General features: G+C 65.0%; 22 protein-coding genes. 13 read left to right on the top strand and 9 right to left on the bottom strand.

Features of this window, described 5'->3' with window-relative positions:
* Window positions 1-76 precede the first annotated feature (76 nt).
* Entirely contained in the window at window positions 77-1240 is a 1164-nt protein-coding gene (locus V8686_RS15780) for an NAD(P)/FAD-dependent oxidoreductase (RefSeq protein ID WP_379706072.1), read from the top strand.
* Window positions 1241-1564: 324 nt separating this feature from the next.
* On the opposite strand, the gene V8686_RS15775 is transcribed toward V8686_RS15780, so the two are convergent.
* The 3 genes from V8686_RS15775 to V8686_RS15765 all read right to left on the bottom strand — a co-directional run bounded on the left by V8686_RS15775 (window position 1565) and on the right by V8686_RS15765 (window position 4269).
* Complete coding sequence (locus V8686_RS15775) at window positions 1565-2752, bottom strand: MFS transporter (RefSeq protein WP_379706069.1); 1188 nt, start codon at window positions 2750-2752, stop codon at window positions 1565-1567.
* A gap of 176 nt (window positions 2753-2928) precedes the next feature.
* On the bottom strand, window positions 2929-3195 hold the full coding sequence (locus tag V8686_RS15770; protein ID WP_379706066.1) for a hypothetical protein: 267 nt from the start codon (window positions 3193-3195) through the stop codon (window positions 2929-2931).
* Between the two features lie 171 nt (window positions 3196-3366).
* On the bottom strand, window positions 3367-4269 hold the full coding sequence (locus tag V8686_RS15765; RefSeq protein WP_379706063.1) for an NAD(P)-dependent oxidoreductase: 903 nt from the start codon (window positions 4267-4269) through the stop codon (window positions 3367-3369).
* 149 nt (window positions 4270-4418) lie between these two features.
* Between V8686_RS15765 and V8686_RS15760 the strand changes: the two genes are divergently transcribed.
* Window positions 4419-5228 carry an enoyl-CoA hydratase/isomerase family protein gene (locus V8686_RS15760; protein ID WP_379706060.1) on the top strand — a complete coding sequence of 270 codons (810 nt, stop codon included), beginning with the start codon at window positions 4419-4421 and terminating at the stop codon, window positions 5226-5228.
* A 7-nt stretch (window positions 5229-5235) separates the two neighbouring features.
* On the opposite strand, the gene V8686_RS15755 is transcribed toward V8686_RS15760, so the two are convergent.
* Both V8686_RS15755 and V8686_RS15750 read right to left on the bottom strand, forming a co-directional pair.
* Window positions 5236-5625: a hypothetical protein gene (locus V8686_RS15755; protein ID WP_379706057.1), complete on the bottom strand. Its 390-nt coding sequence runs from the start codon at window positions 5623-5625 to the stop codon at window positions 5236-5238.
* 190 nt (window positions 5626-5815) lie between these two features.
* The gene (locus V8686_RS15750) at window positions 5816-6988 is read right to left on the bottom strand and encodes an enolase C-terminal domain-like protein (RefSeq protein ID WP_379706054.1); all 1173 of its coding nucleotides are present in this window, start codon (window positions 6986-6988) and stop codon (window positions 5816-5818) included.
* 191 nt (window positions 6989-7179) lie between these two features.
* Here V8686_RS15750 and V8686_RS15745 point away from each other — a divergent pair, with 191 nt between their 5' ends.
* The 7 genes from V8686_RS15745 (at window position 7180) to V8686_RS15715 (ending at window position 15050) form a co-directional block, all read left to right on the top strand.
* On the top strand, window positions 7180-8286 hold the full coding sequence (locus V8686_RS15745) for a mandelate racemase/muconate lactonizing enzyme family protein (protein WP_379706051.1): 1107 nt from the start codon (window positions 7180-7182) through the stop codon (window positions 8284-8286).
* 134 nt (window positions 8287-8420) lie between these two features.
* Window positions 8421-9536: an amidohydrolase family protein gene (locus tag V8686_RS15740; RefSeq protein ID WP_379706048.1), complete on the top strand. Its 1116-nt coding sequence runs from the start codon at window positions 8421-8423 to the stop codon at window positions 9534-9536.
* A gap of 8 nt (window positions 9537-9544) precedes the next feature.
* Window positions 9545-9937 (top strand): Rieske (2Fe-2S) protein, encoded by a 393-nt coding sequence (locus tag V8686_RS15735; RefSeq protein WP_379706045.1) that lies wholly within the window; start codon window positions 9545-9547, stop codon window positions 9935-9937.
* Between the two features lie 217 nt (window positions 9938-10154).
* Window positions 10155-11690 (top strand): ABC transporter substrate-binding protein, encoded by a 1536-nt coding sequence (locus V8686_RS15730; protein ID WP_379706043.1) that lies wholly within the window; start codon window positions 10155-10157, stop codon window positions 11688-11690.
* A 160-nt stretch (window positions 11691-11850) separates the two neighbouring features.
* On the top strand, window positions 11851-12726 hold the full coding sequence (locus tag V8686_RS15725; RefSeq protein WP_379706040.1) for a carbohydrate ABC transporter permease: 876 nt from the start codon (window positions 11851-11853) through the stop codon (window positions 12724-12726).
* Between the two features lie 67 nt (window positions 12727-12793).
* Window positions 12794-13681, top strand: coding sequence for a carbohydrate ABC transporter permease (locus V8686_RS15720; protein ID WP_379706037.1), 888 nt, complete (start codon window positions 12794-12796; stop codon window positions 13679-13681).
* 148 nt (window positions 13682-13829) lie between these two features.
* Complete coding sequence (locus V8686_RS15715) at window positions 13830-15050, top strand: MFS transporter (protein WP_379706034.1); 1221 nt, start codon at window positions 13830-13832, stop codon at window positions 15048-15050.
* Window positions 15051-15194: 144 nt separating this feature from the next.
* Here the strand turns inward: V8686_RS15715 and V8686_RS15710 are convergent, their stop codons facing one another.
* The 3 genes from V8686_RS15710 to V8686_RS15700 form a co-directional block, all read right to left on the bottom strand.
* Window positions 15195-16301, bottom strand: coding sequence for a mandelate racemase/muconate lactonizing enzyme family protein (locus V8686_RS15710; protein WP_379706031.1), 1107 nt, complete (start codon window positions 16299-16301; stop codon window positions 15195-15197).
* Between the two features lie 180 nt (window positions 16302-16481).
* Window positions 16482-17303 carry a fumarylacetoacetate hydrolase family protein gene (locus tag V8686_RS15705; protein WP_379706028.1) on the bottom strand — a complete coding sequence of 274 codons (822 nt, stop codon included), beginning with the start codon at window positions 17301-17303 and terminating at the stop codon, window positions 16482-16484.
* Between the two features lie 28 nt (window positions 17304-17331).
* A complete protein-coding gene (locus V8686_RS15700) occupies window positions 17332-18126 on the bottom strand; it encodes an SDR family oxidoreductase (RefSeq protein ID WP_379706025.1) in 795 nt (264 codons plus the stop codon).
* A gap of 368 nt (window positions 18127-18494) precedes the next feature.
* On the opposite strand from V8686_RS15700, the gene V8686_RS15695 reads away from it, so the two are divergent.
* From V8686_RS15695 to V8686_RS15685, 3 genes are all read left to right on the top strand, one after another.
* Window positions 18495-19946, top strand: coding sequence for an amidase (locus V8686_RS15695; protein WP_379706022.1), 1452 nt, complete (start codon window positions 18495-18497; stop codon window positions 19944-19946).
* Window positions 19947-20310: 364 nt separating this feature from the next.
* On the top strand, window positions 20311-21150 hold the full coding sequence (locus V8686_RS15690) for an SDR family NAD(P)-dependent oxidoreductase (protein WP_379706019.1): 840 nt from the start codon (window positions 20311-20313) through the stop codon (window positions 21148-21150).
* 132 nt (window positions 21151-21282) lie between these two features.
* Window positions 21283-21837 carry a carboxymuconolactone decarboxylase family protein gene (locus V8686_RS15685; protein WP_379706017.1) on the top strand — a complete coding sequence of 185 codons (555 nt, stop codon included), beginning with the start codon at window positions 21283-21285 and terminating at the stop codon, window positions 21835-21837.
* 159 nt (window positions 21838-21996) lie between these two features.
* On the opposite strand, the gene V8686_RS15680 is transcribed toward V8686_RS15685, so the two are convergent.
* Window positions 21997-23091 (bottom strand): zinc-dependent alcohol dehydrogenase, encoded by a 1095-nt coding sequence (locus V8686_RS15680; protein ID WP_379706014.1) that lies wholly within the window; start codon window positions 23089-23091, stop codon window positions 21997-21999.
* A 145-nt stretch (window positions 23092-23236) separates the two neighbouring features.
* Here V8686_RS15680 and V8686_RS15675 point away from each other — a divergent pair, with 145 nt between their 5' ends.
* Entirely contained in the window at window positions 23237-24226 is a 990-nt protein-coding gene (locus V8686_RS15675; protein WP_379706011.1) for an MBL fold metallo-hydrolase, read from the top strand.
* The last annotated feature ends 128 nt before the right edge of the window (window positions 24227-24354 follow it).

Raw genomic sequence — 24354 nt, 5'->3', positions numbered from 1 at the left:
TTCGTCTCCGGCCCCGTGGTTTTCTCTTGAATGCGAGCGACCGAGGATTTTTGTATTTGTTTAACGACTCAGTGCTATGACAAACGGTACCACTCTCGTGATCGGAGGCGGGGCCATCGGCACGAGCGTCGCCTACTTCCTGGCGAAGAAAGGTTCGGACGTCGTTCTCCTCGAGCAAAACCAGATAGCCTCCGGAGCAACCGGCCGGGCGCTCGGTGGCGTTCGGAACCTGTTTTCCCATCCGATCACCGTAGAGCTGATGAACCGCAACATCGAGTTCTTCTCAAACTTCTCCGAGAACGTCAGCGACGAGTTCGAGTTCCATCGTTCCGGCTATCTCTTTCTCCTTCGCAACGAGGAGATTCGGTCGGTCTGGGAGGAACGGATGGACCTCTATCAGCGATTGGGCGTCAACGCCGAATTCATCACGCCCTTGGAAGTAGAAGAACGGATCGACTGTATCGACGTGAGCGATTTCGAGGGGGCGCTGCTCGGTAAAGATTGCGGGTTTATCGACCCGCATCTCACGACCCAAGCGTTCGCCAACGCTGCGAAAGCCGAAGGGGCCGACGTAAAGACTGGGACGCCGGTGGAGGACGTTCTCGTGTCGAACGGTCGAGTGACGGGGGTCGAAACGAGTATCGGTCGATTCGACGCGGACAACGTCGTCAACGCGACGGGTGCGTGGGGGAACGAACTCTCCTCGAAGGTTGGCGTCGAACTCCCGGTTGACTTCGTCCAGCACGGATACCTCGTCCTCGACACGCTCGGCATCCGTGATTCCCCCCTCATTATCGACGAGTCGCGCGACACGAACTTCCGAGCGGAAGCAAACGGAGAGACGGTGGTCAGCCTCGAAAAAAAGCCCCTGGAAAACCGCGTCGATATGCCCCGAGTCCGTCAGGAAGACAAGATACGCGCCCTCGAGAGGGTGAGTGGACTCATACCGGACATCTCCGATCTCCCGATCAAGAGCCACTGGACCGGAGTACTAGCGACGACGCCGGATGGTCACCCCATCGTCGGTGAAACAGACGTCGACGGGCTGTATGTCGCATGCGGATTCTCGGGACACGGCCTGATGATGTCACCTACCGTCGGGATGGCGGTCTCGGACGCGATCGTCACCGGCTCGACCGACGTCATCGATTTCGACCAGCTCGGTCCGGATCGGTTCGATGGCCCGGAACGACTCACGCCCGAGGCGAAAACGACGAGCGGCACGCAAACGAACGAGTGAATACGGGTGTTAGAGAGACGGAACGTCGGATACCCGTCCGCGTAACCGGGGGTGGCATACCGCCGTTTCCGCTCTCCTGACCCGGCCACGTCCGGTGAGCCGTCGTTCGACAGGTACAGCCGAGCGCCTGGCCCTGTTACACTTTGCCACGTACAAAAGCAGTACGCGTTTACCGAATCAATCCCCGACTCATGCACCTGAACCGTCTGAAATTAGATAATAAAATTCTTCGCAGTTAGTGTCGCCGTTTAGGTGTGATTCCGTGAATCGACAGACGATGTCTGGATAGTCGACATTACACCAGTGAAACACCAAATTGCAGTGTCAACAAATCCTTACGCCGCCTTGTGATTTACTAGCGCTAAACACATACACCGCGACAACCGACAGCAGCAACGCCGCCAGAACGCCGAACGATATCGCCAAGTCGAACGCATCGGCGACCAGTCCCATCATCGCCGGCCCGAGGGACGCGACGATCATGTATATGGTTCGCACCAGCCCGAACCCGGCGTTCTGTTCCTCGTCCGGGAGTTCGTTCAGGATCCGTTGCATCACCGCCGGTCCGAAGCTCATTCCGACGCCGACGAGGCCGATGCCGACCGCGACGGCCGCGAAGGCCGGGGCGGCGATGATCAGCCAGAACCCGAACGCGCCGGCGAGCATACAGCCGACGATCGCGTTGTCGTGACCCACCCAGTCGGACACCGTCCCGATTCCGACCTGCGCGAACCCCTGTACGACGAAGTACGCCGAGAAGAGGGCACTGGCCGTCGTCGTCGACTGCCCACGATGTTCGATGAGGAACGTCGGAAGAAAGGACGCGGTTCCTTGCCAGGCGAGTTCGCTGAGGACGGCGACGTACAGCGTGACGCCGATCGACGGGCTGGAAAGCAACCTGCGCACGAACTCGGGACTGAGCCGCTCCCGTATCGCCGCCGTCGACGGACTCCGTTCGACCGGCCGGATCCGACGCGCGAACAGGAGGGTCACGGGTATCCCGACGACCGCGACGGCGGCGAGCGCCGGTCGCCACCCGTACCGTACTGTCACCCACGCGATCACGACGGGCGTGAGCAGGCCGGCGGCCGTTCCCCCGGCGTTGTGTACGCCGATGGCGGTTCCGACCCTGTCCTGTGTCCGCTCGAGAAACGTTATCGCGACGCTGTAGTGGAGTCCGGCGACACCCCCGAGCAGGAGCGTCGCGAGCACGAACACCACGAACGCCGGCGCGAGGGCGATCACCACACTGACGACGGCCGTCCCACCGATCGAGACGAGGATGACGAGCCGTTCGCCGTAGCGCTCCGCGAGGATACCGCTCGGATACTGTGCGAGTCCGTACGTGAGCCACATCCCGGTCAGCGCGAGTCCGATGACGGCGTTGGAGATGTCGAACGTGCCGATGATGTCGGGGACGAGGGGACTGATCGCCAACCGCCCGGCCATCGTGACGAAGAACGCGAGCGTACACAGCGTGAGTACCGTATCGCTGTACCGCCAGCGTCTCACTGTCCGATCAGGCCGTCCCCGCCGGCGCCGTCGCGGCCGGCAGCCGTCGCCGCACCACCGGCTCGCGCATCGACGTCCGGCCGATCGGCCGCGTCATTGACTCGCTCTCGGGGCAACGGGGATCCGTGTCCGACACCGCGAACGCCCGACTGCGGTGGTCACTCGACTGTCACCCGCTACACCCGGGCGCTCCGTCCCTTGGCCTGCCGGAAGATGACGAACAGCGCCGGCAGCATGAATATGAGGAACATCGTCACCACTACCCCGAGGATACTGGTCTCACCCAGGCCACTCTGGAACGCCCCGCGCTGTGCGTAGATTTCCGCCGTCACCGAGACCCAGAACACCGTCCAGACGATGGCGATACCGGCGATGACCAGCCGGCGTAGATAGTTTCCCGTGCGCTGGCTTCCGGTCTCCTCGGCCTGTGTCTCTACCGTCATGATGACCCTGCCGGAGTAGTGATGTCGTCCGCACATTAACGTTGTGGTGTGTGATCACGTACCGCGAACCACCGGCGGGACACTGTGACGTCGCTTTCGTCGACGGCGCTCAGGTGAGATGGGCCGTGGACGCTCGCGCGCGGTCGATCACGTCCGGCGAGGCCGGCGGGATCAGCTGTCGCCGCCCACGTCGATCCCGCCCGCCATGTTCTCCAGCACTTTGATCACGGCCGTGTTCTTCTCCTGTCCGTAGCCGGATTCGATCGTCGACTTGTACAGTTCGTGGGTGACGGCCGTCGTGGGCACCGGCGCCCCGTATTCCTTGGCCGCCTCGACCGCGTAGGAGAGGTCTTTGTACATGTACGAGGAGTAGAATCCGGGCTCGTGATCCCCGTCGAGCATGTGGGTGCCGTGGTGGTCCATGACGAATCCCCTACAGGAGCCGCCGCTGATGGCGTCGTAGACGGCATCGAGGTCCGCTCCTGCCTGGTGAGCGAACACGAACCCCTCCGCGACGACCTCGATCATTCCGCTCACCACCAGCTGGTTGCACGCTTTGGTGATCTGTCCGGTCCCGCTCTCCCCACAGTGCGTGATCGTCTCTCCGAGCGTCTCGAGGATGTCGTTGTGGTCGTCGACCACGTCTTCGTCGCCGCCGACCATGATCGAGAGCGTTCCCTCGATAGCGCCACTCTCGCCGCCACTGACGGGCGCATCCATGAAGTGGATCCCCTTCTGGACGAGCCGGTCGGCGAGCGCCTCGGCGACCGGGGGAGAGATCGTCGACATGTCGATCACCGCCTCGCCGTCGTCGAGTCCGTCCGCGACGCCGTCGTCACCGAGGACGACCTCCTCGACCGTCTCCGAGTCGGGCAGGCAGGTGATGACCACGTCCGCCTTCGCTGCCGCCTCCCGCGGTGTCCCTGCTCCTTCGCCACCGTACTCGACGAGTTCGTCGACGGGGTCCCGGGACCGATTGTGACCGACCACCGGATACCCCGCGTCGACGAGGTTCTTGGCCATTGGCATCCCCATGATACCCAGTCCGACGTATCCGATCGTCTTCGCGCTCATTGTACGATCGTGTGCAGAACCCGTTGTAGTTTAAAACGTGTGGTGGCCGTTCACATGATCTCTCCGGTTCGTCGACTTCGCCGGGCACGCCGGACGGTCGCCCTCTCCCCGGGGAACGTTACTTGTACGTCCACGTGGTGGTCGAACCTATGGTCACCGACGACACGTACCAGTATCTCGACTACGAGGACGACGGGGCGGTCCGAACCGTGCGGATCGACAACCCGCCGGTGAACCTGCTGACGAGCGATCTGAAGGCGGAACTGTTCGACGTGGTCGAGCGGATCGAGGCCGATCCCGAGGCGCGCTGTCTCCTCCTGCGGGGGCAGAAGCGGGGGACGTTCTCCGGCGGCCGCGATCTGAACGAGTCGCGGTCGTGGATCGAATCCACGGAGACCGGAGCCGAAATCGAGGACGCGTGGAACAGGGGACGGAAACTGATTCACGAGATGCTGACGTCGTCGGCGGTGATCGTCGCCGTCGTCGAGGGCGCCGCGGTCGGGGGCGGAGCAGAACTGCTCCTGCACTGTGACGTCGTGTTCGCGTCTGCGGACGCGGAGATCGGGTTTCCGGAGATCGAACGGGGGTTGTTTCCGGGGACCGGAGCGATCGAACTGCTCCCCGACCTCGTCGGCAGACGGACGGCGTTGGCGATTCTCCTCACGGGCGACGTCTATCCGGCTTCCGAGTGGGCGGAGCTGGGTGTGGTGACGGACGTCTGTGAGCCGCCGGAGACGTACGCGGCGGCGACGGCGTTCGCCGAGACGGTCGCCGGCCGTCCCGCTCCGGCCGTCGCGGCGATCAAACGGACGCTCGAAGCGTACCGAACCGCGTCGCCGGAGGCGGCCAGGCGCCGCGAGTTGGCCCTGTTCAAGGAGGTGTTCACGTCCCCGGAAGCCGCGGAGGGCGTACGGGCCTTCTTCGAGGACCGTGACCCCGACTTCGGCAGCCACGAGTGATCACGACCTACGGGGTTCCGACGAACCTGTGCCGGTTGTACAAGTAGACGCCACCGGCGAGCGGCCCGGCGAAGGGAAAGAACAGGAGCACGGCCAGGTACAGTCCGACCGTCGGTTCCCACTCCGAGTGCTCCCTGACGTACTTCGCATCGAGGAAAACCGACAGCAAGAGGAGTCCCCAGGCCAGCGCCAACACGAACACGAAGAGATACCGGATGCCGGACGCCAGGAGCCCCGCTCCGGGGACGGCACCGATGATCCCGAACGTGAGCAAAAAGAGCGCGATCCCGGCGGGGATACCCTTCCACCAGTGCTCCGATTCCTGTCGCTCGAGACTGACGACCGTCCGTACGATCCGTTCGTCCGCCTTGGCGAGCAACGCCCGGATAGTTCCCATCGTCGTGGCGCGTAAGTTGATTCGTATTTACTAAAAACCCCGGTGCGTCGGCCGTTCGGGGACGGAACCGACGGCGAGCGGCGTGCCGGGTGCCGGCAGGCGGATCGGTGTCGGGTGGTGCCGATACGTCGACGTTCCGTGGCGTGTGTGGTGTACGGTGTCGGCGCCGCCGAGTGCCGGGATCGGTGTCTCACTCGTAGACCCGGGAGCCGGTGCGGTTGGTCTCGATGTACCCCCAGTCGTACTCGATTCCCAGGCCGGGACCGTCAGGGACGCCGACGGTGCCGTCGGCGTCGATGGTGTCGAGGAAGTCCTCGTACTCACCGGCGTACACGGGGGGCTGGGTGTTCCGACAGTCCGGGTGAACCAGCGCCATCTCGTAGTAGTTGGTGTTGCGGATCGCGGCCATGCAGTGCCGTTTCGCGGGGCCAGGGGCGTGTATCTCCACGTCGAAGCCGAATCCCTCCGCGACCCGAGCGATCTTTATCGCGCCCGTGATTCCGCCGTCGTACTCCGGGTCCGCACGGACGAAGTCCGTCGCCTCGCCCTCCACGAAGTCGGCGTGCTGTTCGAGACCCCGCACCCGCTCGGTCTGGAGCAAGGGAGTATCGAGACGCTCCCTGAGTTTCCGGTGTCCGTGCTCCGAGACGCCGCCGTCGCGATACGGGTCCTCGTACCAGAGGAAGCCCGCCTCGTCGCAGGCCCGCCCGACCCTGAGTGCGTCGGCGAACGTCTCGTACTCGCAGGAGGGATCGAGCATCAGATCCAGGTCGTCCCCGACGCGGTCCCCGACGGCGTGTACGGTTTCGATCTCGCGGTCGACGTTTCGGGCGGCCTCCGCGCCGCCCCAGCCGTGGATCTTGAAGCCGCCGTACCCCAACTCCGCGCACTCCTCGGCGAAGTCCGCGAACGCTTCGGGGGAGTCGAGTCCCCCAGCATCGTCGGCGTGGTACGTCGAGGCGTACGCGGGCAGACGGTCGCGGTAGGTTCCCAGCAGTTCGTGGATCGGCGCTCCCCGATATTTGCCCTCGAGATCCCAGAGCGCGATGTCGACCGGTCCGATGCCCATCTGGTCGTAGTTCCGCAGGCCGCGCCTGATCTCGCTCCAGTGGCGCTCCCGTTCGAGGGGGTTTTGCCCGATCAGGTAGTCCGCGAACTGGTTGATCTGGGCGAACGCCGGCGAGTTCCCGCCGACGTACTCGCCCGTGACGCCCGCGTCAGTCTCGATGCGGAGGCCGAACAGACGCCGCATCGTCGTCGCCCCGGGATCGTAGACGAGGTTGAATCCGTTTTCGTCGGTGCCGACGTCCTCGAGCGGGTATTCGAACTCTATGCTCTCGATCCGCGTGATCGTCGGAACCATAGTTGCCCATCGTCGGTCGGCCGCAAAAACGTACTGCGGCCGGTACCATCCCGTCGCTCGAACGGTGCGCGTCGTCGGGGTGGCCCTCTCGGACCGTCTCGACACGGTACCGTGGCGGCTGCGGAGACCCTGGCTTCGTACGGACGTCTCGCCGCAGAACTTATATATCGGCCCCATTCGATGGGTGATCCATGCAGATCACGGACGTCGAAAGCTTGGCCGTATCCATCCCGCTGGACAGCCCAGTCGCCTTCGCGACTCGGGAAGTCGAGGCACGCGACTACGCGCTGGTCTACGTCCGAACTGACGAGGGAATCGAGGGCCTCGGATACACGCTGGGGTACGGCGGATCCCACCTCATCGCCGACGCGGTCACGGACATTCTGGCGCCGATGATCGAGGGCGAGGACCCCCGGGACACGGAGCGACTCTGGCGGGAGATGTACGACGGGACGGTACAGATCGGTCGAAAGGGCCTGCTCGTCAAGGCGATCTCCATTCTGGACATCGCCCTGTGGGACATCCGGGCAAAGCAGGCAGGACAGCCCCTGTATAAGTTCTTGGGCGGGTACACCGATTCGGTCCCTGCATACGCGAGCGGCGGCTACTACCGTGACGGGAAGGGTACCGAAGGCCTCCGGACGGAGATGCAGCGGTACGTCGACCGCGGCCACGACATCGTGAAAATGAAGGTGGGGCGGATCCCTCCGGAGGAGGAGGTCGACCGACTCAGGGCGGTGCGCGAGACGATCGGCGACGACCGGACGCTGCTGCTCGACGCCAACGGCGCGTGGGCGACCGAACACGAGGCGATCGACGCGCTGCGGCGGTTCGACGCGTTCGACCCGTACTTCATCGAGGAACCCGTCATGCCGGACCTCATCCCGCTCATGGGAACGATCAACGACGGGATCGAGTACGCCGTCGCCACGGGTGAACTCGAGTTCACGCGATACGGGTTCCGACACCTCCTCGAAGCGGACGCGGTCGACGTCATCCAGGCAGACGCGACCGTCGTCGGCGGTGTAACCGAGTGGTTGAACGTCGCGAAGACCGCGGCCACGTTCGACGTTCCCGTCGCCCCCCACTACAACTGGAACCTCCATACGCATCTCGTCGCGGCCGTCGAAAACGGTCTCTGGATGGAGTATTTTTACGCCGACTCCGCTCCCACGGCCTTCGACGACGTCGTCGAGGATCCGCTCTCCCCCGAGGACGGCACGATACGGGCGCCCGATCGCCCCGGACACGGCGTTTCGCTCGACCGATCGAAACTCGACGACTACAGGATCCGATAGCAGGAGCGAGATCCCGCCAGACGCGGGCATCGACACGGGAGCTTGCACCCCCCGTTCCCCCGGCTAGCGCCCAGCCGCATCCACGCGCCCTCACCGTGCAAAATTTCTTGTATCCACGAGTGGATCGCTAGCACATGAGCGAGAAAGCGACTCCACCCGAGACAGTAACGTCCCTCGAGCAGTTGGAAACCGTCGTCGACTCCGATTTCCACCTGTCGGAGCAACAGGACGACTTCCTCTCGTACCTCCCGAGTCCGTTCCACGATATGCTGTTCCACGAGAATCAAGATATTCCGATGGGGTATCTCAAGGACTTCTATCCGACCGCGGGCCTGTTGACGCCGGTGGCGACCGGGAACGTCGAGATGAACAAGGTTCGGTCCCAAGCGGACATCATCGAGGGCAAGGAACTCCTGAACGTCGACCGGGCCATCGTGACGCCGACGCTGAACCTCTATCTCGGCGGTGTCCACCACGACGACCTCGCGGCGGCGCTGGCACACGCCTACAACGAATGGGTGCTCGACGAAATCTACAACCCCGACGAAGGAATCTACGGGCCGGTGGTCGTGGCGCCCCAGAAGCCTCAGAAGGCGGCCGCGGAAATCGATGATCGGGCGGGCGAGGACGGCATCGTGAGCGTCTTCATCCCGAGCGGTGGCGTCCACCCCCCGCTCGGGAACGAACGCTACTTCCCGATCTACGAGGCGGCCGAGAACGCCGGGCTCCCCGTCCAGCTCCACAGTGCGTCGGGGACCCAGATGCTGAACTTTCCCCTCCAGTTCCACGGGACGAACCGGTATCTCAGCAATCACGCCCCGACGCACGCCATGATCCACATGATGCATTTGACGGACATGATCACGCGGGGTGTTCCGGTCAAGTTCCCCGACCTGGACGTCGTCTTTCAGGAGGCCGGCCTCGGGTGGGTTCCGTACATGACCCGCCGTCTCGACAACGAGTACTCGGAGAAGCGATCCGACGCACCGATGTTGGAGAAGATGCCGAGCGAGTACGTCGACGACCAGTGTTACTTCACGAGCCAGCCGGTCGAGGGGGCGAAAGATCCGGACTACATCGGCCCGATCGTCGGTCTCATGGGGCCGGACAACCTCATGTTCTCGTCCGACTACCCCCACCTGGACTTCGACCACTCCGACTACCTGTTCTCCGCGCTGCGGAGCAACTTCGAACCGACGGACGTCGCCAACGTGTACGGTCAGACCGCCCTGGAGATCTACGACTTCTGAATCGACCGATGACTACGAAAGACGATTCACCGCAGTCGGAGTCGGCGGAGACCCGACACTACGTGGCCGACGTCGACGAGATCGCGGACGGCGACCGCGTGATCGTCGACCTCGACGGGCGAGAGATCGCCGTCTTCAACGTCGGCGGGGAGTTCAACGCCCTGTCGAACTACTGCGTTCACCAGGGTGGACCGGCCTGTGAGGGACTGGTTTCGGGCTCGCTGGAGGTCGACGACGAAATGGAACTGACCTACGACGCCACGAACAAGGTCGTGTCCTGTCCGTGGCACGGGTGGGAGTTCGAGATCGAATCCGGGGAGCATCTCGCGCCTACCGACTACCGGTTACCGACCTACCGAGTCGTCGTCCAGGACGGTGCCGTCTACCTGGAGGGGTACTGATGGATCGCCCCCTGCGGGAGGGGAACGCTCCCCCCGGAACACTCCACGGCGTCTGCGGATTGACGGCGTGTCAGCCGTCGCCGCCCGATCGAACCGCGGGCGAATAATGTATCTAAGCTAAGGTGATGGGTAAATTTTTTATAATGACATTGTCATTCAATGTCATATGCGGCTCGATGACATACGGACGGCTGACGGTATCGACCGACGGAAACTAATGAAAGGATTCGTGGCGTCGGGATTCCTCACGATCGCCGGCTGTGGCGGTAGTGGCGGCGACGGCGGCGACGGCGGCGACGGCGGCGACGGTGGCGACGGCGGCGACGGTGGCTACCTCGAGGAAGCGCAGCAACTCGACTGGACCGGCAACTGGCGAGAGCGTCTGGGGTTCGCGAACCCGATGGAGAGTTGGCCGCCGGAGGACCGTCAGGACGTCCCGCCGGGGGACCAGCCGACCGACTGGGCGGGTCGCGGCGCGGTCGAGACCGCACCGTACTCGCTGCCGGAGGGCTGGGAGGACACCAGCGCCGCCGACGTCGACAGCATCCAGGTCGCCAACTTCGGATCCTTGGAGTTCGACCCGGCGACGGTCGCTCGTCACGAGGTGTTCACCCGGGAGACGGGGATCTCCCGTGACTACATCACGGCCGAGGTCAACACCGCGATTCCCCAGCAGCAGTCCTTCCTGAGTTCACAGCAGGGCGAGCCGGTGGCGTTCAACGTCGAGTTGCAGACGTTCACTTCCTTCGTCCAGAACGGGTGGATCGAGACGCAGGACCCGCTCTGGGGAGAGGGGGAGCCGTTCGATCCCTTCCCCGACGTCGTGCAGAGTGTCCTGTCCTCGGACCGCGATCCCGATCGTGAGGGCGAGCACGTCTACTACGCCCCCCAGATCATGAACATGCCGGTCTACCACGTCAACCGGTCCCTGCTCGAGGAGCAGGGTCTGGACCCCGAGATCGCCAACGGCGAGTGGGACTGGTCGGACATGGACGAGGTCATCAACGCCTTCCAGGACACCGAAGCGATGGGCTTCGCGTTCCACGGGGCCAACGACGTGTACACGCTGTTCGACTGGATGCAGCTGGTGTACCAGCAGGGCGGGCAGTTCGTCGCCGACGACGGGACGGTCCAGTTCAGCACGGACGCCCACTACCGCGCGATGAACAGGCTAGTCGACATGGCCGACCGGAGTCCCCAGTCCATCCTCAACTTCGGCCAGGGCGACCTGACCGACGTGTTCCTCTCCGAGAACGCGGCCATCACCTGGCGGTGGAGTTCGTTCGTCCCGGAGGCGCTGAGCAACTTCGGCGACGACTACTACATGGCGAAACCGCCGATGGCCACCGAGGGACCGGACCCAGCTCAGCGGTCCATGTTCAACCCGAACCTCCTGGCCATCAACCCGTTCGCATCCGACGCGAAGAAACTGGCGGCGCTGACCCTCGCCGACGTGAACCGGTCCTACGCCGCCGCGTGGTGGGAGTACACCTACGAGGGGAACCTCTCGTACGTCTCCCGGGTCTACGACGACGCCCTGGAGATGCAGGACATGCTGCCCGAGTGGCAACAGCTCTTCAGCGAGCAGATCAAGGAGGTTCAGGAGCTGTCGACCGTCGAAGTGTGGCCGTCGATGAATTCGACCCAGCAGCGGACCGCGGAGGAGATCTCCCTCGCCCTCGCCGGCGAGAAGGAACCGGATCAGGCGGTCGATGATCTCCAGGCGTACATCGATCAGGTCCTCCAGCAGTAACCCGCCCGAGTCGGCATCTTCGTCACCGCCTCTACTGTTGGACGGAATCGATCACGAACACACGATTCAAACATAGATTCAGACAATGGGTACCCAAACGAAATCCGTCGGTGATAGACTCCCGATATCCGACGCGTTCCGCGAGAGGGCCTCGGATATCGTGAACGACCACATAAAAGCGGTCCTCCTGGGGCCGGGACTGCTCACGCTGTTTCTGGTGTTCATCTACCCGGTCGTGTATATGTTCTACCAGTCCTTTTTCACGGACATCACGAGCGGGTTCGACGGTGAGTTCGTCGGACTCCAGAACTACGCCGAGCTGTTCCAGTCGGGGCGGTTCATCGGGAACTTCATTACCACGCTCCAGTACTCGTTCGGCTCGGTGATCTTCGCCACTCTCGCCGGACTGGGCATCGCGCTCGCCATCCAGCAAGTCGAGAGCGACCGGCTTCAGGACATCTACGTCTCGCTCGTCATGGCCGCGTGGTCGATCCCACTGGCGACGGCGGGGCTGATGTGGCGGTGGATCCTTCAGGGGCAGACGGGCGTGCTGAACACGGTCCTGCAAGATCTCGGACTGATCACCACGAACATCCCGTGGTTGGCCGATTCGACGCTGGCCTTGATGGCCGTCACCTTCGTCGACGGGTGGGTTCGGATGCCGTTCGCGATGATCATCATCTACGCCGGACTGCAGGCGATCCCACAGCACATGTACGACGCCGTGAAAGTCGACGGCGCGACGACGCTCGAGGCGTTCCGACACGTGACGCTGCCGTACCTGCGCCCGTCGCTGTTCGTCGCGATCCTGATCAACTGGATGTTCGCGTGGCGGGCCTTCGACATCGTCTTCGGGATGACAAACGGCGGCCCGGGCACGGCGACCGAAGTGCTGTCCATCACCCTCTACCGGCAGGGGATGGAACTGTTCAGATTCGGGTACACGAACGCGATCGCGGTGGTACTCGTCCTAGTGACGATGATCGTCGGCGCGTTCTACGTGAAAGTGATCCTGCAGCGAGTCGACGAAGCATGAGTGGACACTACGCCCCCCCGTCTCCGGCGCGTAGTTGCGGTCCGGTCAGCAATCGGAGTGACTAACGATGGCAACAGAGACCCAACGAGAGCAACGGATCGACTACGAGACGAAAAAGCGGTTCTGGCAGGCGGTGAAGAGCCGGTACGTCGCCCACGCGTTCATGTTCCTCACGCTCTTCGTCGTCCTCGCTCCGCTCACCTGGATGTTCCTCACGTCGATGAAGCCAAACGACGCGGTGTTCTCACAGACGTATCTCCCCACAACGCCGTTCCAGGGCGCCGTCGAGGCGTACGGGTCGGCCCTCGTCACGAAGGGACACTGGAAGGCCGCGATGAACTCGTTCGTCATCGCTATCACGTCGACGACCATCGTGATGGCGCTCGGGACGCCGGCCGGCTACGTCTTCAGTCGGTACCGCTTCCGGTTCGACGACGCGATGTTCCTGCTGGTCATCGTCACGCGACTCTTCCCCCCGATCGGACTGATCATCCCGTACTATCAGATCATGTCCTATCTCAACCTGCTCAACACGCGGACCGGGATCATCATCGCACAGATCTACCTCTGGCTGCCGCTCGTCATCTACACGATGCGGAACTTCTACATCACCATCCCGACGTCCTTGGACGAGTCGGCCAAGGTCGACGGCTGTACCGACTTCCAGGCGTTCAGGCACGTTATCCTCCCTCTGGTGATGCCCGGGGTCGCCGCGAGCGCCATCCTGACGTTCCTGTTCTCGTGGCGCGAGTTCCTCTTCGCGTTCATCGTGAGCACCGACTTGCAGGCACAGACGCTTCCAGTCGCCGTCTACCAGTACATCGGCGACATCCAAATCCAGTGGGCGTCCCTCTCCGCCGCCGGGACTCTGTCCATCATCCCGGCCGTCCTCGTCGTCTTCATCTTCCAGAAGTACATCGTGAGTGGTCTCACCGGTGGTGCGGTGAAGGAGTAGTCACGTCACCGCACTCCGGTCGTCCTCTCCTCCGGCCCGACGTCCAGTCCCGTCGGAGATGAGACGGGACGGCACAGCACGGGACACGGCCGACCGGCGTCACACGGACCGGAAGTATTTTATAACCGATTCGAGTTCCGGACAGTACATGCCGTCGTCAGGGCTCGATCGGGGCGTGTCCACCGTCGGTATCGTCACCGGCGGCCACTTCCTGTCCCATTTCTATCTCCTCGTGTTTCCACCGCTGTTTCCGTCGTTACGAGCACAATTCGGGACCACCAACGCGGAGCTCGGCGTGCTCGTCGCCGGAATCTCGGCCGCGATGTTGTTCCAGGTGCTCGTCGGTGGGATCGTCGACCTCGTCGGCGCGAAACGCGTGTTCGTCGGTGGGGTCGCCATCACGTCCCTCGGGGTGTTTCTCGCCGGCACGTCGTCGTCCTATCTCGGCCTGTTGGCGTTCGCCACTGTGTCCGGCGTCGGTCAGTCGACGTTTCACCCGGCCGATTATCCGATCGTAGAGACCGTCAGTGATCCGGACACGGTCGGGCGAAATTTCAGTCTCCACACGTTCGGTGGCTACCTCGGCTACGCGGCGGCACCGCTCATCGTCGGGGCGCTCGAAAACGTCTACGGGTGGCGGACGGCGCTCCTGATCGTCGGTAGTGTCGGCGTCGCGTATGCGGTCGGTGCGGCGGTCGCGCTCCGACCGGTCTATCGTACGAAGATCGACGCCGACGAACGGCGATCGGACGGGCAGGCAGCCAGCGGTCGGGACACGGTCCTCCGTTCGGGGATCGTCGTGATGGCTGCGTTCTTCGTTTTCTTCTCGGTCGCCGGAACGGGTGTGCGGACGTTCGCTCCGCTGCTGGCCATCGACGGCTTTCGCCTGACCGACGCGACCGGGAACACGGCGTTGTCCGTGTTCTTCGCGGTTACGGCCGTGAGCGTCCTCGTCGGTGGCGTTCTCGCGGACCGGTTCGATCCGCGATACGTCATCGCCGCGGCGACGGCGACGGTGGCACTCTCGTTGCTGCTCGTCGTGGGCAACGTCACCGCAGTCCGTCGGCTCACGTTCGTCGCGTCGTTCGGGCTGTCGGGCGGCGCGTACGGCCTCGTCTTCGCCTCTCGTGACAGGTTGGTGAGTGCCCACTCGGCGGCGGAGTCGACCGGACGGAGTTTCGGATTCGTCTTCACACTGAGTTCCCTCGGCGGACTCGTCAGTCCCGTCGTCTTGGGCGTGGTGATCGACGTCTCGACCGTTCTCGTCGCGTTCGCACTGATCGGCGGGTTCTTCCTCCTCTCGGGAGCCGTCGTACTCGCGGTCGGCTGCAACCGCCTCCCGGTGCTGTCCCGCGTCACGTTGCGATAGTACTGCCGGACCGTCCCGCGTAGCATCGCCGCCCCTGCTCGTCGTCTCTGCCGGACCGGTGTGGAGACGGCGTACCCGACGCGGGGCGACCGTCGGCCGTGCGTCCGTACTCGGAGCCCGTCCCGGCCGTGGGGATCGGAGCGGTTAGATTCTGAACTCCTGGAGGGCGTCTTCGTCGAGTTCGACGCCGTGGCCGGGCGCGTCCGGCAACTCGATCATCCCCTCGTCGTTCGGTCCGAGCGGCTCCTCGACGACGTCGTCGAACACCTTCACGTCCATGTCGCGGTAGAAGTATTCGACGATCATCCCGTTTTCGACGGCCCCCACCAGCGACGCGTGGAGGTTCCAGTTGTAGTGGGGGGCGATCGGAACGTCGTAGGCCGACGCGTACTTCGCGATCCGCAGCCACTCGGTGATTCCGCCACAGACCGTCGCGTCGGGCTGGAGGATGCCGGCCGCGCCCCGATCGTACAGGTTGGCGAAATTGTGCCGCGTCCCCTCCAGTTCACCCGTGGCGACGGGGTAGTCGATGGCGTCGTTGACCTGTGCCATCGTCTCGACCCGGTCTATCATGACCGGCTCTTCCATGAAATAGGGGTCGTACGGTTCGAACGCCTGGCAGGCACGGATTCCTTCGGGCGCCGACGACCACACGCCGTTGGCGTCCAAAAACAGCGTCCTGTCGGGGCCGATCTCCTCGCGGACGGCCGCTACGCGCTCGACTTCCTCGGGGAGGGATCGGCGACCGACTTTCATCTTCACGGCGTCGTGCCCCTCGTCTAGGTATCGGTTGATCTCGTTTCGCAGCCCTTCGTGGCCCTTGTCGTCGCGATAGTACCCGCCGCTCGCGTAGGTCGGAACCGCGTCCGCGTGACCGCCCAGCAACTTGTAGAGCGGCTGCTCGGCGGCCTTGGCCTTCAGATCCCACAGCGCAATGTCCACGGACGAGATGGCTCGCAGGAACAGGCCGGCCCGGCCGATCTGGATGTTCCCCTCGTACATCTCGTTCCACAACCGCTCGGTGTCGCGTGGGTCTTCCCCTTCCAGCACCGGGGCGAGACGCGATTCGACGGCATCGGCCACCAGCTCCGCCGCCTCGTAGCACAGCGAATAGCCGACACCTTCGATGCCACTGGCCGTTCGAACGTGCGTGATCGCGTGATCCCGATAGTGGATCGTCCGGTTGGAAAACGATACGGGCGTCTCCAGCGGGATCTCGATCGGATACGACTCGACGGACTCTATCTCCATACCGGCAAGGTCGGCGACCCGGATGATATAATTTTCCCATGGTACCACCCCGGTCACGGCGTGTCGTCCCTCGGTTCACTCGCTTCGGAGCCGCTGTTCGGTGAACGCCTCCGATCCGGTCGTGGGGTCGGGACTCTCCCCGCCGGTGCGGCGTGTCGTGACGGCGGGACGTCCCGCCGCCTACCGGATCACGGGTGCCTCGACCGAGCCGATCGAGTCGACCGTCGCACGGACGTCGTCCCCGGGTTCGATGGGCGCTGCGCCGGGTGTCCCCGTGCTGAACAGGTCACCCGGTTCGAGGGTCATGACGTCCGAGTGGAAGGAGACGATCTCCGCCGGCGGGAACAGCATGTTCCGGATCTCGTTTTCGGCTTCGACCCGCCCGTTGACTTCGGTCGCGACGCGAAGTTCCGCGAGATCCAGCGGGTCGTCGGGAACCGCGAGGGCTTCGCCGACTACCAGGAAGCTGTCGAAGCTCTTGGCACGCGTGAGAAAACGCGGGTTCCGCTGGAGGATGTCCTCGGCGGTCATATCGATGACCGGGAGATATCCGGCGACCACCTCCCCGACCCGCCCTTCGGCGACACCGCGGCACTCTCGGCCCATGACGACCGCCAGTTCGGCCTCGGCCGTCACCCGCTCGCTTTGTTCCCTCGGAGGGAGCCGGATCGGTCCACCCGGGCCGGTGAGTACCGTATTCGGCTTCATGAAACTCGCCGGTTCGTCGGGGCGCTGTTCGTCGAGATCCCCCGCGTGTTCCGCGTAGTTGAGGCCGATACCCCAGAGCTTTCCGAACCGTTCGAGCGGTGCGGCCAGCGGTAGGGCGTCCGCGGGGACCGGTTCGGCCGGCGCGTCGGCCGGGTCGCCGAGCGTTCCCGCCGCGGCGCGCGGAAGTGCCTCGCGGACGCTCCCCAGTTCCGGGTGGACGGCGCCCAGCGGGACGAATCCTTCGCTGTCGCCCACCAACGGTCGTCCGTCGGTCGTGCGTGCCAGGTACTTCATCGGCGATCACCCCGAACGTCGCGGCCGGTCATAGGTTCGCTCCCGTCGAGCCGCCGTCGATGGTGACCGCCGTTCCGTTGATGTAGCCCGACTTCGGCGAGCAGAGGAAGGACACGGTGTTGCCCAGTTCCATCGGATCGCCGATCCGGCCGAGCGGGTTCGCCGCCCAGTCGGCCAGCCCCTCCTCGTAGGAGTCGTACTCGCCCCGCTCGACCGCCGCCTCCACGAGGTTCTGGATGCGGGCCGTCTCGTGCGGTCCCGGCAACACCGCGTTGGCACGGATCTCGGGGGCGAACTCCTTCGAGAGCGTCTTCTCCAGTCCGATCACGCCCATCCGAACCGAGTTCGACAGCACGAGGCTGTCGATGGCCTCCTTGACGCTACGGGAGGTGATGGTGACGATGGTGCCGCCGTCGTCCGCCTCGAGGTGTGGCTGGGCCGCCCTCGCGAGGCGGACGACGCTCATCACGAGCAAGTCGTAGGCTTCGTACCACTCCTCGTCGCCGATGTCGACGAACCGGCCCGACGGCGGTCCCCCGGCGCTGGTAACCAGGTGGTCGAGCCGACCGAACTCGTCGACCGCCGTCTCGACGAGTCGCTCGATGTCGTCCGGGTCCGTCAGGTCGCCCGGTTGTGTCACGACGTCGACGCCGTCGGCGGCGACGGATTCGACGTCGTCCCGTGCCGCCGCGAGACGCCTCTCGTCGCGGCCGTTGATCACCACGTCGGCGCCCTCGCGCGCGAGTGCCTTCGCGGATGCCTTGCCGAGTCCGCTCGACGAAGCCGTCACGAGCGCTGCGTTGCCGTCTATCTCCAGGTCCATGTGACACGCATCCATAGAGAGCGTAGAAAAGGTTTCCCACGACGACACCTGCTGCCGGTATCGGCCGCCGCCGAGTGTCCTCGGCGTGGCTCCCCCGCGATTCGAAGGGACCACCCCTCACCGCCGTCGAACGCGACGGACGAGGGGGACGCGTCGTTCGACATCGCCCGGAGCCGGTGCTGGCACGGGAACGAGGTTGGCGCCCTCCATCCCGCCGTCGCTCCGCCTCGGGGGCGTCTGGCCGATCCGGCGAAGCGGCGGGAGTGGTCCTGTGGACCCGGCACCGTCGGCGGCGTCCTCCACACCCGCCGCCGGCGACGTACTGGAGCGGCGACACGATTATCTCGGTCGGTGTGATCGTCGGTGATATGGTCGACGACACCTCCCAAGAGAGCGCGCTCCGCGAGGTTGCCGACGAACTCGGGATGCCCGTCGACGACGGGATCGAGTCGGCGGTTCTCGCGTACAGCCGGGAACTGGACGACGCTATCGACGAACTGTCCGGCGACGCGGACGACCCCGTCGAGCCGTCGGGGGTCCGGTCCGACGACGCATACAACGCGCTTCTGGCCGTGTACGACACTCCTCGGGTGGCGAACTCGAGCGGGAGCCTCGACGGAGTGTCGGTCGCCATCAAGGACAACATCGCCGTACGGGGCCTCCCGATGACGTGTGGCTCCACCGACGTGTCGTACGTCCCGTCGTTCGACGCGACGGTGGTCGAGCGGTTACTCGACGAGGGCGCACACATCGTGGGCAAGGCGAACATGGACGCGTTCGCTTTCGGTCCCGCTGGCGAGTGGAGCGAGTTCGGCCGCGTCCACAATCCGGTCGCGGAGGGTCGTGTCCCCGGTGGCTCGTCGAGTGGGAGCGGTGCGGCCGTCGCCGGCGGCCTGGTCGACGCGGCTCTCGGGACGGATACGGGGGGGAGCGTCCGCGTTCCCGCGGCGTGTTGTGGCCTCGTCGGTGTGAAGCCGTCACACCACCTGGTCCCCCGGTTCGGCGTCGTCGGGAACATGCCGTCCACGGACACTGTCGGCTCGCTGGCGCCCGACGTCGAGACGGCTACCCGGGTGCTGGCGGCCATCGCCGGCCCCGATCCGCGCGACCCGACCTCGGTGCTCCCCGGCCCCGGCTCGCTCGCCGACTCCCTCGGCGCGTTCGACTCGATACGGGTCGGGGTCGTCGAGTCCACGTTCGACCTCGTGGCGGATCCGGTCGCGGACGCGATCGCCGGCGTCGCCGACGCACTCCGAGCGCACGACGGCGTCACCGTAGAGCCCGTGACGGTCGCGATACCCGAGACGGTCGAACACGCCTACTCGCTCATGTACGGGGCCGAGTACGCGTGGCTCGTCAGGCAGTCGTTCGTCGTGCGGGGCGAGGGAACGGGGTACGACCCGGAGTGGCGTCGGGCGCTTGCGGCTCCTCCGTACAACGCCCATGTCGCCGAGCGCGTCCTACCGGGGGCGCTCCTGGACCGGTGGACGGACGGGCGATCGTACGTCGCCGCCCGCCGCGAAGCCATCCGATTCACGAAGCGGTTGACAGAGCGGTTCGACCGCGTCGACGTCCTCCTCACTCCGACGCTCCGGACGCTGCCCCCGGAGTACGGCGCGATCCAGTCCGCCGAAGACGGACTGCAGTACTCGCTGTGTAAACCGTTCAGTCTCACCGGCCTGCCTGCCGTCTCGGTCCCCGCCGGGTCGGTCGACGGCCTGCCGGTCGGCGCACAGGTGATCGCCCCGATGTTCGAGGACGGGCGCGCACTGCAGTGTGCGCGGGTGATCGAACGCGTCACCGGCGGTGTCGACGCGTAACGGATCCTCCGGCCGGGATTCGATTGCGGCGTTCCGACGACCGAAACGGACACCCGACGGCGTCGAACGCGTCGGTACGACGCCGCTCGGTGCGCGTTACGGGGGTGAGAAGAACGTGACCGCGCCTCGAACGGGACCGTAGGCGACACCCATCCGGCCGCATCGACGACGTCGTCGACCGGCGGATTCAACGAATCCAGCAGTATGAACATGGGCCGGAACAGTCCGCTCCCGGCTGGCTCGGAAATCGTGCCGGTACCGGCCGTACCACGGCGACGGCCGCTCCGGAGCGGCCACCGGACAGTCCTCCACCGACAACCTCTTATCGGAGAGCGGCGATGAGTGAGAAACGTTGACAACTACCATGAGCTCCGACGACATCGAAGCGACGATCGAGCGTGCGCGGGAGGCAAGCAGACGCGACGATCTGGACGGGAAGGTCGCAATCGTCACTGGGGCCGGAACACGGGGCGGGGACGGGGTCGGAAACGGTGCCGCGACTGCGATCCTCCTCGCCAGGCAGGGGGCGAAGGTGACGCTGGTCGACAAGGAACCCGAGTGGATGGAGATCACCGAACGCATCATCGAGGAGGAGGGCGGCGACTACCTCTCCTTGGAAGGTGATGTCACCGATCCGGACGACTGTCGGCGGATCGTCGAGGAGACGGTGTCCCGGTTCGGGGCACTCCACGTCCTCCACAACAACGTCGGCGGGGGAGCACCCCGGGAGAGCGTCGAGAGGGCGAGTTTCGACACGTGGGAGAAGTCGATCTCGATAAACCTGCTGAGTGCCGTCTCGATGTCGAAATACGCCGTTCCCTACATCAGGGAGTGTGGCGGTGGCTCGATACTCAACGTCTCTTCGGCGACCGCCCTGCGCCCGAAACGCGACGGCTCCTCGGCACCGTACACGACCACGAAATCGGCGATGATGGGACTCACCAGAGCCATGGCCCGTGACCACGGTGGCGATCGGATCAGGGTGAACTGTCTCCTTCCGGGGTTGATCTGGACGCCCGGCATCGCGCGCCACCTCGCCGACGAGCGGGAGAAACGCAATGAGGCCACACCGTACGCTCTCGAGGGTAGTCCCTGGGACGTCGGCTGGACGGCGGTCTTTCTCGCCAGCGAACGGGCGCGGTTCATCACGGGAGCGGCGATCCCCGTAGATGGGGGGTTCCTGCTCACGGCAGCCAACCACTAGGCTCGGGTGCGACGGGAGTCGAACGCTCCTTTCCGCCGCAGCGACGGTGTGTGGCCGGCTGACGAACACACCCGACCACCGATCTGGCGACACGGACTAAGGATTATTACGCGGCCACCCATCTTCGCCCCCATGCAGGGCGATACCGACAGACTGCCGTTCATTACGGAACGGGACCAGTTACCCGAGGACCAACACGAGCAGTACGACCGCATCGCGGACACCCGCGGGCGCGTCAGAGGACCGTTCGGCGTGCTGTTGAACAGTCCACCCATCGCCGGACGGATCGGGCATCTGGGATCGTACGTGCGCTTCGAGAGCGAGCTATCCGGGGCCGAACGGGAACTCATCATCCTCACGGTCGCCCGCGAGTTCGACTGTCGTTTCGAGTGGGTGGCCCACGAGCCGCTGGCTCGCGAAGCGGGCGTCGACGGCGCAGCCATCGACGCGGTGCTCGACCGGGCTCCGACCGACGAGCTGTCGGAGCCGGCGTCGTTCATCGTCGCATACGTCCGGAGCGTCCTCCGCGACAACGCCGTCCCGACGGCGCTTTTCGAGCGCACCAAAGACCACTTCGGAACGCGCGGGATCACCGACGCGACCGCCACCATCGGATACTACAGCATGCTCGCGTGCGTCATCAACGCGTTCGAGGTGGTGCCCGAAGAGGGCCCGTCCCCGTGGTGACGTCGCGCCGGCTCGGGCACGGCGTGACGGGACCGCCCGTCGAGAGGCGCCGGCGAACGTGGAACGGCGGGGGACGTGTTTCCCTTCCCGAACCGACGACCGGCCGTAGTCGACCGGTTTCGGCGCGACCGATACGCCACGAGGAGGGACGTGGCGCCGTCAGTCGGGATAGAGCGCCGCGTGAATGATGTCCGGGTCGAACGCGTCCCCGGACAGCTGGCGCCGGATCGCGGTGTCGGCTTCGGAGACCGGAAACGTGTGCGTGTTGATCCGTGCGACGTCTTCGGCGTGGGTTTCGACCAGCTCCATTGCGGGTTCGACGTCGAGGGCCTGTCCCCGCCCGCCGACAATACTGATCTCGTCGCGCACGATTCGGTCCGTTTCGATCTCGGTCGCTTCGCCGACGATACCGGGCAGTACGAGGCGACCGAGCGGGGCGACGAGGTCGAGTCCGAGTTCGACGGCCCGTGAGTCCGGGGCCGCAACGACGACCACGTCAGGCCCCTCACTCCCAGTCACCTCGTCGACGGCCGCTTCCGGATCCCGTTCGTCGATGACGACCGTGTGGGTCGCGCCGAGGTCCTCGCCGAGCGCCAGGCGGTCGTCGTCGGAGGCGAGCCCCAGCAGGACGACCGGATCCGCACCCGCTTCGGCCGCGACGAGCACCGTCGAGAGCCCTTGGGCCCCGGGACCGATGACGACGACGTCGTCGGTCGGACCGATCTGTCCCTTGGTACGGGCCCACCGGACGCCGTTCCCGATGACGGTTCCGAGACACGCCGCTTCCGGGGGGACGTCCTCGGCGACGGAGTGGAGTTTCGAGTTCGGGTGGAGGTACATGTACTCACCGTACCCGCCCCAGAGATGCGGCGGTTCGTCGGCGGTCATGGTCACTCCGTAACATCGTCCCTTATCACACATATGATAATTTCCACTCTGGCAGTTGCGGCACGCGTAGCAGGGGATGTACGGCTCCGGAACGACCCGCTCGCCGATCGACACACCGAAGCGGTCGAGAGCGTTCTCGCTCGCCTCGACCACGCGACCCACTACCTCGTGGCCGAAAATGACCGGATACATGGTGCTGTACCCCTTTCCCTGATACCGACCGATGTCGGACCCACAGACCGACGTCAGTTCAACCTCGAGTAGTCCGCCGCCCGTCTCCGACACGTCGGGAACGTCGAAGGACCGCATCTCCAGATCTTCGGGCGCCGTCAGGACCATCGACTCGGTTCGGTTCGGCGTCTCCATGGTGTGGAGGTCGATATCACACTTTTTCAAGTTTATGTAACTATACGATCACTCTGTCGGGGCACGGTAGCCCGTCCTCGTCTCCGGAAACGAATCGCGGACGATCGTCCGACAATATAAGCACGGGTGGGTCGTTAGCGCACGCATGGAACGGGTCTCGCTGTCGAACGCTTCGTTCGAGGGGGAGAACAACGCCTATCTCCTCGCGGACGGCACGGACACGATTCTGATCGACACCGGCGATTGGACGGATACCACCCGCGATCGACTCCGAGCGTTCTTGCGTGGACGGGATCTGGATATCGAAGCGATCGACCGGATCTATCTCACCCATTGGCATCCGGACCACACGGGACTCGCTGGCGAGATTCAGTCCCGAAGCGGCGCGAGCGTCCACGTCCACGCTCGCGACGCCCCGCTCGTCGAAGGGGACCCGGACAGCTGGGCGGCCCTTCGCTCGCTCCAAGAGCGGTACTTCGACGGATGGGGACTGCCGGCGTCGAAGCGGGCGGAGATCCGAGACCGGATGGTCGACACTCCGGTGTACGAGACACCGGAGGTGACTCCGTTCGAGGACGGTGACGTGTTCTCGGTAAACGGACGCCACCTCGAAGTCGTCCATGCATCCGGCCACGCAGCGGGACTGTGTCTCTTCGAAACGACGCTCGACGGAGCTTCGGTGGTGTTCTCGGGGGACGCCCTCCTTCCGGTGTACACACCGAACGTCGGCGGGGCGGACGTCCGCGTCGAACGACCGTTACAGCGATACCTCGACGCCCTTCGAACGATCGCCGACGCCGGGTACGAGACGGCTTGGCCGGGGCATCGCGATCCGATCACTGACCCCGCCACACGGGCGGCATCGATCGTCCGCCACCACGAAGAACGTGCGTGGAACGTCCTCGCCACCGTCGAGCGCCGTGGCCCGGTCGACACCTGGACCGTCAGTCGTGAGCTGTTCGGGGAGTTAGCGGGGATACACGCCCTCCACGGTCCCGGCGAGGTGTACGCTCACCTGGATCATCTGGAACGAACGGGCGACGTCGTGTCGGACGGCTCCGAATACCGGCTGGCTGCGGGGGTTGCCGACCGACTCGAACGGCGGGACGGACGCCGTTGGGACCTCTCGATCTGACGGGGTGGCGTCCGACACCCCGGCGTTCGGCTACCGGTCCCCGGGGACGGAGCTTGCCGTCCAGGCGGGCGGGAGTCGAGCGACGGGGGGGGACTTTCCGAACTCGTGAACAACTAGGGTGGGTCCGG

The sequence above is a fragment of the Haloplanus litoreus genome, assembly GCF_045690335.1.
In the GTDB taxonomy this organism is placed as follows: Archaea; Halobacteriota; Halobacteria; order Halobacteriales; family Haloferacaceae; genus Haloplanus; species Haloplanus litoreus.
This window is presented reverse-complemented; position numbering and strand designations above follow the sequence as displayed.